The sequence below is a fragment of the Binatus sp. (SeqCode) genome, assembly GCF_036522015.1.
Lineage (GTDB): Bacteria > Desulfobacterota > Binatia > Binatales > Binataceae > Binatus.
In genome coordinates this window covers 1-11,243 of sequence record NZ_DATDGQ010000015.1, presented here as the reverse complement: position 1 = coordinate 11,243, position 11,243 = coordinate 1, and the positions used below count along the sequence as shown (strand labels likewise).

General features: G+C 60.2%; 8 protein-coding genes. 1 reads left to right on the top strand and 7 read right to left on the bottom strand.

What is annotated here, in order from left to right; translation table 11 throughout:
• The 3 genes from VIW95_RS00775 to VIW95_RS00765 form a co-directional block, all read right to left on the bottom strand.
• A partial coding sequence (locus VIW95_RS00775) for a hypothetical protein (RefSeq protein WP_331583013.1) occupies positions 1–1,549 on the bottom strand: 1,549 nt, incomplete at its 3' end.
• A gap of 180 nt (positions 1,550–1,729) precedes the next feature.
• Positions 1,730–2,083, bottom strand: a complete 354-nt coding sequence (locus VIW95_RS00770; protein WP_331583011.1) for a hypothetical protein — start codon at positions 2,081–2,083, stop codon at positions 1,730–1,732.
• A 134-nt stretch (positions 2,084–2,217) separates the two neighbouring features.
• Complete coding sequence (locus VIW95_RS00765; RefSeq protein ID WP_331583008.1) at positions 2,218–3,678, bottom strand: hypothetical protein; 1,461 nt, start codon at positions 3,676–3,678, stop codon at positions 2,218–2,220.
• Between the two features lie 671 nt (positions 3,679–4,349).
• On the opposite strand from VIW95_RS00765, the gene VIW95_RS00760 reads away from it, so the two are divergent.
• Positions 4,350–4,934 (top strand): TIGR00730 family Rossman fold protein, encoded by a 585-nt coding sequence (locus tag VIW95_RS00760; protein ID WP_331583006.1) that lies wholly within the window; start codon positions 4,350–4,352, stop codon positions 4,932–4,934.
• A gap of 78 nt (positions 4,935–5,012) precedes the next feature.
• Here the strand turns inward: VIW95_RS00760 and budA are convergent, their stop codons facing one another.
• From budA to VIW95_RS00740, 4 genes are all read right to left on the bottom strand, one after another.
• The gene (budA, locus tag VIW95_RS00755; RefSeq protein WP_331583004.1) at positions 5,013–5,846 is read right to left on the bottom strand and encodes an acetolactate decarboxylase; all 834 of its coding nucleotides are present in this window, start codon (positions 5,844–5,846) and stop codon (positions 5,013–5,015) included.
• Positions 5,847–5,967: 121 nt separating this feature from the next.
• Positions 5,968–6,288 (bottom strand): hypothetical protein, encoded by a 321-nt coding sequence (locus tag VIW95_RS00750; protein ID WP_331583002.1) that lies wholly within the window; start codon positions 6,286–6,288, stop codon positions 5,968–5,970.
• 403 nt (positions 6,289–6,691) lie between these two features.
• Positions 6,692–7,828 (bottom strand): efflux RND transporter periplasmic adaptor subunit, encoded by a 1,137-nt coding sequence (locus tag VIW95_RS00745; RefSeq protein WP_331583000.1) that lies wholly within the window; start codon positions 7,826–7,828, stop codon positions 6,692–6,694.
• Between the two features lie 12 nt (positions 7,829–7,840).
• Positions 7,841–11,026 (bottom strand): efflux RND transporter permease subunit, encoded by a 3,186-nt coding sequence (locus VIW95_RS00740; RefSeq protein WP_331582998.1) that lies wholly within the window; start codon positions 11,024–11,026, stop codon positions 7,841–7,843.
• Positions 11,027–11,243: the final 217 nt, after the last annotated feature.

The window sequence follows — 11,243 nt, the reverse complement described above, 5'->3', positions numbered from 1 at the left end:
AGAGAACCGCAGGGTTTCCCGGGTATGCCGAATTGTCGATAGCCCAGACGATGCCACCGGTCGTGCCATTGGCGGAGATAACCGGCGACGGGCCTGGGAACCCAAATGAAATTGGTGCTGAAATCGGCGGTGTCTGGATCAGTCCGTTTGAGATGACAAACATCTTGATCCAATCTGAGGAGCCGCCCGTGTAGATCATGTTCCGCAGGCCAACACCCGGCACCATTCCCTGCCAATACGCGGGCGTGCTGAACATTCCGCCGACTTCAGACGGCAGTTCCTGCACCATCTGATCCACGGTGGCATTGAACCCGCCCATACTGTCGCGATTCACAAGATAGAGGGTGCCGACCTTGCCGGCGCCGACCATCAAATGTGGATTCGGCCCGGGTTGATCGGGCAGCAGCAGGTTACCACCCGAGCCCATGTCCTGATCGTCGTCATCGAGTAGGAGTTCGTCGAGGGGGGTGAAGAAACTGGTGACGGACATGGTCCCGCCGCCGGGCGTCAGCCGCAGAAAGCTGTCTCCGTAGTCGACACGGGGCGTACCGGTATCGAAGGTTCCGTTGCCGGTGATCGCGATCAAATCGCCGTTGGTATCGACCCCCGGACCGCATCCCGCTTCCCAGATGCCGCTTTGGCCGCCGTCGGGAGAAGTATTGAACACAACCTCCTGCGCCAATGTCGTCTGGTCGTAGCCGAGGATCCATCCGTGATACGGCTGAATGTCGCAATGCGACGCGAAGCTCAGGTAAACCACGCCGTTCGACAGCGTCAGCGCCGGCCGATCTTGTTGCAGCAGAGGATCAAAGGAAATCATACCTTTGACGCTTTCTTCCCTGCTTCCCGCCACCTTCGCCGCAATTGTCACCGGACTTTTCGTCTTCTCGAGGCCGGTCGTGATGTCCAGCGCGTGAAGCTGCTGCTGGTAACGCCCCGGACCCAACTTGACCTTCGAGACGACGTAGAGAGTCCCGCTGACCGGATCGATCACGGGCGTCGCAGTGATCCCGATAATGGGCACCAGGTCGCCGCAGCCGATGTCGGACGACGGTACCGGAACGATTCCATTGGAAGGATCAATGAAGGTTGTATGCCACAGCGGAGGACCCGGCTGATCCGCGTCAAATGCGTACACGCTGTCGTTTTCCGTCGCGACGTACACGACGTTGTGCGTTCCCAAGCTCGGGATCGTTACGTTCGGCACGTACAGCGGCTGCGCGTAGGCGGACCCATCGATAGCGTCAGTGAACAGCAGGCCGAATTGCGACGACGTCACATTGGACGGAGTGAGGATACTCTCCGCGAGGTTTTGGCCGGTGCGAAAATTGTCGTTGCGGTAGAGAAATGTCCCGGTGAAGCCCGGTTCCAACGCGCGAATGGCCGTGCGGGCGTGGGCCGAATGGGAACGGCGGGGCACAACCGCCGCCTGGCTTATCATGGCAGCGGCTGAGATAGACGCGACCAGCGCCGCCGCGCTCATCACCAAGGTACGCAACAATCGCCCTGTCACTTTCCCGCCGAAGGTTGATGCCCGATGCGCAGGCATCTTACTGACGTAGGTGCGGTGCGTCTATGGCTAAAGACGGTTACGTGCAGAATTGCGGTTGAGCGCGGCTCAACGATCGTCGAAATGGAAACAGACCCGGCGTTCCGGGCCTGTTTCTTTCTCAAGTTGGCCGCAACGCGGCTCCCCTCCCCGCATTCGCAGCCCGAAAAAAAAATTACCTCAACGCGGCGCCAGATTGTTGTCCGCCATCACCACCCCGTTACTCATCCCCAGGCTAGGCGGCGAAGTTCTCCAGTTGTGAACCATCTCCGAGACAATCATCGCGATGGCGATCACAGCGCCAATAATGAGAACCAGGTCATGCGATGACTTCACTAATGTTTTTCCGCTGAATCGCATTAAACCCCTCCCAGCAGGTTTGTCTGCAAAACGCAACGCACCATCACAAAGGATGTTAAAGCAAGACTTGAACCGCGAGATGATACTGATGGGAAGCAGAACCGGTGCTAATGCTAAAGACTGCCCGAAGTGAATTTTCCCCTTTATTTGAGCAGAATATTCGCCAATCTTCACTTCGAACGGTACGAATCTTTGTGTTTTAGCAATCTGTCTATTTGTAGCATTGCCAGCAGGTGTAGTTGCAGCGCTGCACCTGGTTTCGACCGATCTTCACTGACCTCACGCCCGGCCTGCCCCTTTTGAGATAGCTAAAACCAGTGACTCGCAGGAGTCGGCGTCGCGGCGGAGGTACGAGTCGGTTTCGGAGTCCGTGTCGGTCTTGGAGTCCGCCGCGGCTTCTGCGTACGCGTTGGCGTTGGCGTGCGCGTCGGCGTGGGCGTCGGGGTCGGCGTTGACGTGCGGGTGGCCGTGGCTGTCGCGGTCGGAGTCGCAATATTCCTGCTCAGCGCGATCGTTCCCCACCATGTTCCCCAAGTGTTGCCCATGCCCGCGTATTCCTGGATCGTCCACAGGTCGATGTCGTTGATCGGATCGACTGCGACGTTGCTGTAGTCGCCCCATCGATTGTCCCCGGTGCCGAAGTCTTTGAAGTACGGCGCCTCGCCCGCCTTGAAGACCGTGTCAGCCTCGAGTGTATTCGGCGGATCGCCATGGAGCCGATAAGAATAGTTGGCGCTCGCATACTGGGAGGCGCCGAACCGCGAGTAGCCGAGCATCATGTCGTCGTTCGCGTTGACGTCGAGCGTCGGATACGCGTAATCGAACGCTCCCGATGGATCGTCGCGCTTCCCAAGTTGCTGCACGACGCCTAGGTTGCCGCCCGCCGTATTGATCTGCCACCACTGCGCCGATGAGCGCGTCGGAGTGCCGGTCGCGGGGAAGTACACCGTCTGCGCGGCCCACAGAGAGCCATTTCTATAGACGCAGTTCTCGATTCGGTCGTCGTCGGTGTCTATCCGCGCGGTCGAGCCGAGCTGCGGCGCGAAGTTTTCGGCGCCGGCATCCTGCCAGGCGTTCGCCGCCTTCGGGAAAGCGACGCCGGTCGTCAGCACTTCGGCGCCAACCGCTCCCGTGATCGTGCTGATGCGCAGCGTCCCGCTTGCGCCGTCCCAGTTTCGCACCAGATACTCGGTCGCGAGCGCGTTGTCGTGGGTTACCGCCGGGTAGTCGGTGAATCCTGTCGGATCGTGGAAGACCGTGTACCTGCCTGCGCCGCCCGCGTACAAGTCGGTTTTGTCGAACGCGTAAATGTACGACCCGACGTACGCACCCTGGCTGACGGTGAAGACGTTGGTCTGCAGCACGATCCAGTCGCCGTTGAAGCCGAGCGTCGGATAGTCAGCCCAGCCCGCGCCGTTCGTATCGACGCTCACCTTGTAGAGATTCCAGGCGCCGGTTGGATCGTTGGTCTGCGAAACGCCGATCAGAATGTACGCCGTCGGCGACGCGGCGTTGGCGCCGGCCGATATGATCCAGCGGTCAGCGTACTTGTCGAACAGCACGCGCGGATCGAAGGCCTCGTTGATTCCGCCAAGGCTCGACCAGAACGACGCAATCGGAATCGAGCTCAGAACGACTCCGGTGCGCGTTTCAATCGTCACGTTGCTGTTGAGCACGGCCATCAGATGGTTCGGGCCGACGGTCCCTTGCGTATCGGGCGGAATCACCGCTCCATTGTCGGTACCGCCGGGAAAGTCCGCCTTCCGCACGCGATGCCGCCGGTTCCGGCTCTGCGCGCCTGAGTTGTCGCCGGGATCGAAGCCGTCGCCTTCATCTTCTTGAGGATCGCTCGCGGGTCCTGCGATTGGACGATGGATCGCTACCTGAACAGGTCGCTTTTCGACCCGTAGCGACTGAGATGCCGCGTCAAAAAAACTCGTAATGGATCGACCCGATGCGATCGATTGCTCACCCTCGATTTCGACTTGCGACGGGAGCGTCTGCGCATGCGCAAGCGTCACGAACCTGGAAGTCCAGACCGACGCCAAGCTGAGAACGAGCGCGGCAGTGACAGCAAAGGCAATGTACTTGGAGTGTGGCTTGGATGGTCGGTTTTCTCGCAACTAAAAGGTCCTCCAGGATGAGCTGGCAAATGCGCATCACGAGGCCTATTAGAGCAAGTGTTAAGCCGCTTAGAGTTTTATTAACGACCTATCGTTCACGCCGGCGAATAACTGACGAATACACTTTAATCTGTTCGGGAATTATGACGAGCCGAGCGGTGCAACTCACATCTTCAGTTGCCTGACACTCGCGATGGCGTGCACTGTGTCCCAGAACGGGACATCGGTTGCAACAGCTCGCTACTCCAGTCCGTGACCTCCCACTTCGGTCTCTATGCTGTCTGGATGGGCGCGAATCGGTCGGGTACGATCGCGCGATGGCTATCAAGCGAGTTTGCGTTTATTGCGCGTCGAGTCGCCAGTGCGACGCCGCGTATCATGATGCCGCCGCGCGGCTCGGCCGCGAGCTGGCGCGCAATCAGGTGACACTGGTTTATGGCGGTGGCAGCGTTGGCTCGATGGGCCATCTGGCGGACGCGGCGCTGGCTGAAGGCGGGCGCGTGATCGGCGTGCTGCCGCGCTTCATGTACGACCTCGAATGGGGACATCGCGGATTAAGCGAGCTGCTGATCGTAAACGACCTGCATGAGCGCAAGCGCATGATGATCGACGAAGTCGATGCGGTGATCGCGCTGCCGGGCGGATGCGGCACGCTCGAGGAGCTGTTCGAAGCGATCACGTGGAAGCGGCTTGGCTTGTTCGGCGGTCCGATCGTGCTGGTGAATACATTGGGATTCTACACGCCGTGCGTGTCGTTCCTGGAAAGCTGCATCGAGCGGCGTTTCATGGACGATCGTCATCGCAAGATGTGGTCTCTGGTCGAGCAGCCCGAAGATGTGCTCGAGGCAATCGCAAGCGCCCCGCCATGGCCGCACGAAAACCGCAACTTCGCCGCCCTGTGAAATCACTTGATTGAATGTGAAACCCGCCGTGGGTTTCACGCTTCCCTGGACAGGGGTAACCCCTGCACCTTGGCGTCTCTAGTGTTCGATTTTTTTGATGGCGTCGGTGTGGTCGTGGGTTAGATCTGCTTTCAGGAATTCTTCGGTGCCCGGGGTGCCGAGTTCGAATTCGGGCGTGTGATGGATTTTGATCGTCACGTCCTTCGTGCGGCAGTCGAGCATGTGGCCGCCGGCAGTTCGATCCGCTGTGATGAAATGCAAGTGGTAGCCGGGCACGTTGACGCCGCGGAGGTAGTCGGGGGTGAAGAATCCGACGATAGTGCCTTCCACATCGTTAAATTCGAAGATCGGTTCTTCGCGGGCGGCCTGCTCGAGGCCGACTGATTTGTCCTGTTTGGCAACTGCGCGAGTCTTCACGTAGTCGAAGCGGCCTTGGATTCGAAGCGCGTGAAAGATGTTCTGCGAGGGCAGCATCGCGGCGACGGCTGCGAGCATCGCGGGCTGATCGCATGGACGATCGAGACGCGAACTTTCGTCGGCTTTGAAAAAGCTCACCGTCGCAAATGGCGTGCGCGCGGAATCCTCGACCGGATGCGCGCGGCCGTCGGCGCGCACCTGGAAGACCTTGCCGTCGAGCTCGATCATTTCGCCGTCGAGTCCGTCAAAGGTCCCCAAGCCGAAATCGCCGTGAGTCTTGAGCTCGCCCATCGTCATGTCGCCGGTGGAGGCGCCTTCCATCAGTGCGTCAACGGTCGAAGTCTGGAATACGGTCTGATCTTCGTCGCCGAGCAGACGCTCGAGACTTTGAATGACGATGGCGGACAGAGTTTGTCCGGTCTGTTGGCGACGCGCACCAAGCTGCTGCGCGAGCGCAGGCGGCAGATGGACGCGAAGGGTCAGATGTTTGGGCATTGCGCGAGTTTATCGAAGGGGAGGAGCGGTTGGTATTGCGAGCAATCTAATCCCTAACCGCTTTCCTCGAGGGGAAGGGGAACCATCGCGCGCTCGACAAAGGTGCGGCGGGATCGAGTTGCTAGTTGTTCGGCACGAGGTGGCATTCCGGGGAGACTGATTTGATGCCGCCGCTCTCTGTCTGGAATGAAAAGGCTTGACCCATCGCCGCTGTGACCAGGTAGTTGTCGCCGTCGCGGGAGTAAGTCACCGCCATAGTAACTGGCGCGAGTGGCGTCGCCATCGTCATGGTTTTGTCGCCGAACTCGATTGCACCGAGCTGAAAGCACTCGTTGCCCTGGTTCGGAGCTAACTTCCATTTGCCGAGAAGAGGATTGGATTTCGAGCATCCCGAAGCAACGAGAATCGCGCAACAAGCCACAATCGTCCGCAGATACCGCATGTAAGTCTGCTCCCTGTTTGATCTAAGGAAGCGCAAGCAGAGCAGATCGTGAGCGTGATGAAAAGAGGCGAGGCCTTGGCAGGCGCACCTTGAGAACAGATCAAGGAATCGTGCCGTTGATTGCGAGCAGCACGCATCCGGTTGCGAGCCAGACTACGAGGATAGTCGCGGCGAAGAGTTCAGCCACAACACCTAGTGAGCGAACTGTAAACATCGAGTTGATTTCTCTGATCGAGTTGTGGTCGGGTCGGCACGGCAAGTCAACGTGACGCGATGCAATTGTGTTATCTGGAGAACAGGGAATATTCGCCCATTGCGAGTGAGCGTCGGGAACGATGCGGGCTGATCTAACCCCTAACCCCTTCCCATACTGGGAAGGGCAACCAATCGCGGCGAGGCGGAACTATTTTGTGTTGTCGACGGGTTGGACGTTTTCGCCGTCGCGGGCCGCCTGGCCTACGTTTACTGCGACCTTATCGCTGGGGTTGATGCCGCTCAGGACTTCCACGGTCTGGCCGTTGTCGTAGCCCAGGGTTACCTCGGCAAGGTGCAACTGGCTGTTGCGGACGACGGGCACGTAGACTTTTCCGTCGCGGAATATCAGGGCGTCGTCGGGAACCATCGGAGCTCCCGTGCCCATCGCGACCGTGAACTCGGCGGTCGCGTACATTCCGGGATACAGCGCCTGGTTTTGGTTGGGCAGATCGACTTCCACCAGCATCGTGCGCGTGTCGGGAGACAGCGCGTCGGGATGGCGCGTGATGGTGCCGGTAAATTTCTGGCCGGGGTAGCCGGCTGCGGTGATCGTCGCGGGATCGCCGTCCTTGATGAACGGCGCGAGGTTTTGCGGAACATACGTAAACACGCGCAGCGGACTGTAACGGGAGATCGAGATGATCGCGCCGGACCCCGGCGTGCCTGGGGTGGTGTTCGCGGGCACGAGATGTCCGGGATCTATGTAGCGCGCGGTTACGATACCGTCGAAGGGCGCCGTGATCATTTCGTACTGCTGATTGGCGAGGTCCTGCGCGAGGGTGGCGCGGGCTTGAAGCATCGCGCCGTGGGATTCATCGGCGGTTTGCTGCGCGATAACCTGTGCGTGCACGAGGGCCTGATTGCGCTTGTCGGTGATCAGCGCGAGGTTGTAGTTGGCGCGCGCGTTGGCGACCTGCTGATCGAGCTCGGGCGACGTGAGAATGGCGAGCAGTTGGCCCTTGTGGATGCGGTCGCCCTTATCGACCTTGATCGTTTTCAGGTACCCGGGAACTTTCGCGTAAATGTCGGTCTCGTCGAAGCCGCGAATGGTCGCCGGCAGCTTGAGCTCGCGCGTGGCGGGAGCTTGCAGCACCTGGCTGACGAGGACGTGCGGGCCGGCCTGGTTTTCATTTTCGAGCGCCGACGTCTGGCGGCCGATCCACAGCTCACGCGCGAGCACGAGGCCGGCGGTGGCGATCAGAGCGACGATGATCGCGACTATCCATCCGGCGAAGAAGAACCCGCCAGGTGCGGGCACGCTGAAATTTTTCGGATCGTCTTCCATCCAAAGAATATTCTATGCGCCGGGGAGCGTGATTGCTTCGATCTCCATGTCGCGCTGATGTTTGCCGATAAGACTGCGGCCGAAGATCGAATAAACCGCAGGCACGACGAACAAGGTCATCATCGTCGCCGCGAGGAGTCCGCCGATGACGGCGCGGCCGAGCGGTGCGTTTTGCTCGGAACCCGAGCCGAGCGAAAGCGCCATCGGCAGCATCCCGAGAATCATCGCGAGCGCGGTCATGATGATCGGGCGGAAGCGGATGCGGCCGGCTTCGATCGCGGCGGCGAGTGGGCTGTAACCGTCCTCGCGCAGCTCGTTGGCGAACGTGATCAGCAGGTTGCCGTTGGCAACACCGACGCCGACCGCCATGATCGCGCCCATCAGAGATTCGACGTTGACGGTCGTTCCCGTAATCGCGAGCATCCAGAGTACGCCGGCCAGCGCGCCCGGCACCGCCATCATGATGATGAAGGGCTCGAGCCACGACTGAAAGTTCGCGACCATCAGCAGGTACACGAGGATGATGGCGAGGATCAGGCCTTCGCCGAGTGTGCGGAAGGAATCGTGCATCGCCTGGCTCTGGCCGCGGATGACGACATGGGTACCGGCGGGCAAGGTGCCGAGACTGTCGATTTCGTGCTGCACCGCGGAAGTTACGCTGCCGAGGTCGCGGCCCTCGACGCCGGCGTCAACGTCGATGACGCGCCGCACGGTGTAGTGCGCGACGACGGCGGGATCCCAGCCATGGGTGACGGTCGCAAGGTTGCCAAGGAGCTGGGCCTGGTTCTGCAAGCCGGCCGCGGTGTTGGGAGTGCTGAGCGGGATATTCGACAGCGTCGCGACCGAGTCGATCAGATGCTGCGGCGCCTGCGCTACGACGTTGTAGTTGACGCCGGATTTCGGATCGAGCCAGAAGTTGGGCTGCAAGAGCGAGGCGCCCGACAGCGTCGAGAGCATGCTCGAAGCGACCTGCTGCTGCGTGATGCCGAGTTGGAGCGCCTTGTCGCGATCGACGTTGACGCCGAAGGTCGGATAGTCCTGCGGCTCTGCGATGCGGAGATCGCTGACGCCTGGAATCTGCCGCATCCGATCCTGCAGCCGCAGCGCGATGTCGTAGTCAGCCTGCAGGTTGTTGCCATTAATTTGCGCGTCGATGGCTGCGGGCAGGCCGAAATTCAGCACCTGGCTGACGATGTCGGCGGCCTGGAAATAGGCGGTGACGTTTGGGAACCGGCTCGCGAGCAGGCGGCGAATTTTATTCTGGTAGATAGCGGTCGGCTGATGCTCCGGCTTCAACTGGATGAGCAGGTCGGCGTCCTGCGGACCGATCGAGTCGGTGTGATAGAACGCGAGGTCGTAGGAAATCGGGAGCCCGATATTGTCGCTGATTCCCTGTAACTCGTCGGCAGGCACGACGGTCCGAATCGCGCGCTCGATGTTATCGACCAGGTATTCGGTGTGCTCGACGCGGGTCCCGGTCGGCATCCGCAGGTGCAGGCTCATCATGCCGGCGTCGATGCGTGGGAAGAAATCTTCGCCGACGACCAGTAGCATCGCCAATGAAGACAGGATGAGGACGGCGACGCAGATGAGCGAGAACGTTCGGCGTGCGATGAACTTGGCCAGCGCAAACCGATACGACTCCTTGACGCGCTCGAACCGGGCGTCGAAGCCGCTGACCACCCGGGCCCACAGGCCGGTGCCCAGGTGTTCCTCGTGGGTGTCGGGGAGCAGGTAACGCGCCATGCTCGGCACGAGGGTGCGCGAGAGCAGATACGAAGTGAGCATCGCAAATACGACGGCGAGTGCCAGCGGAGTGAAAAGAAATCGCGCGACGCCGGTCAGCAGCACGACCGGAAAAAAAACGATGCAGATGGCGAGCGTGCCGACGAACGTCGGCGTGGCGATTTGCGACGCGCCGTCGAGGATCGCGACCAGCAACGGTTTGTGCATCGCGTGATTGCGATGAATGTTTTCGACTTCGACGGTGGCATCATCGACCAGCATCCCGACCGCGAGCGCGATTCCGCCGAGCGTCATCGTGTTGATCGTCTGGCCGGTCAGCTTGAGGCCGACGATCGCGGTGAGAATCGAGAGCGGAATCGACGTGATGACGATGATCATGCTGCGCGGCGATCCGAGGAACAGCAGCACTATGATCGCGACCAGGATCGCGGCGGTGACCGCCTCCTGCACCACGTCGCGCAGCGCGGCGCGCACGAATTGCGACTGGTCGAACGTGAGCATCACGTTCAACCCCTTGGGCGCGGTGGCGCGGATGTCGGGCAGCTTTTTCTTGACCGCATCGACGACAGTCAGCGTCGAGGCGTCGGCGTGCTTGACCACCAGCAGGTAAGTGGCCTGCTGTCCGTTGAAGCGCACGACATTCGTCTCAGGTTGATGCGAATCGGTGACGGGCGCGACGTCGCCGAGGAACACCGGCGCGCCGTTCAAATACTTGATCGGCAGCTTGTTGAAGTCGGAGACCTTCGGCACCGACATGTTCAGGTCAACGTTGTATTCGTAATTGCCCATCTTGGCGGTGCCCGACGGGATGACGACGTTGGTGGTCGCGAGCGCGTTGCCGACGTCGAAGGCGGAGAGTCCGTTGGCGTAAAGCGCATTGGGATCGAGGTTCACCATGACCGAGCGGCTGACGCCGCCCAGCGGTGCGGGCGAAGAAAAGCCGGGAATCGTGAAGAGCTGGATGCGGATGAAGTTGAGGCCGTAGTCGAAGAGCTTGTTGGTCGAAAGCACGTCGCTGTAAACGTTGAGCTGCGCGACCGGGACGTTGCTGGCATTGTACGAGATGATTTGCGGCGGCTGGATGCCGCGCGGCAGATTGCTCAGGATGCTCTCGGCCTGCGCACTCATCTGCGCGATTGAGCCGCCCACGTCGGTGCCGGGATAGAAATAAACTTTGAGGATGCCGATGCCGTTGATGGATTCGGATTCGATGTGGTCGATGCCGTTGACGGTGGTCGAAAACGCGCGCTCGGAAATGAAAACCATCCGTCGTTCGACATCGAAGGCGGAGAGGCCCGGATAATTCCAGACCACCATCACCACCGGGAGATCGATCGACGGAAAGATGTCGACGTTCATCAGGCCGAACGACAGGACGCCGAGCACGAGCATCAGAAGCGCCATCACCGCCACGGAGAGCGGCCGGCGAAGCGCGAGGCGGACGATCCACATAGGTTGCGCTAAAGACCGATATTAAAACGGACGATGAAGGTTACGCATAGCTCAGCGAGTATGTTTTTCAAATTATTGGAGGGCGTCGGGCAGCGCAAGTTTGATTCGCTGAACTATGGATTGCGGAGAGTCAGTCGAATCGCGCAGCACCTAAACCTCTTCCCTCGAGGGAAGGGGACAATCGCGAGAAATGTCGAGTGCGACGGATCTTTAAGGG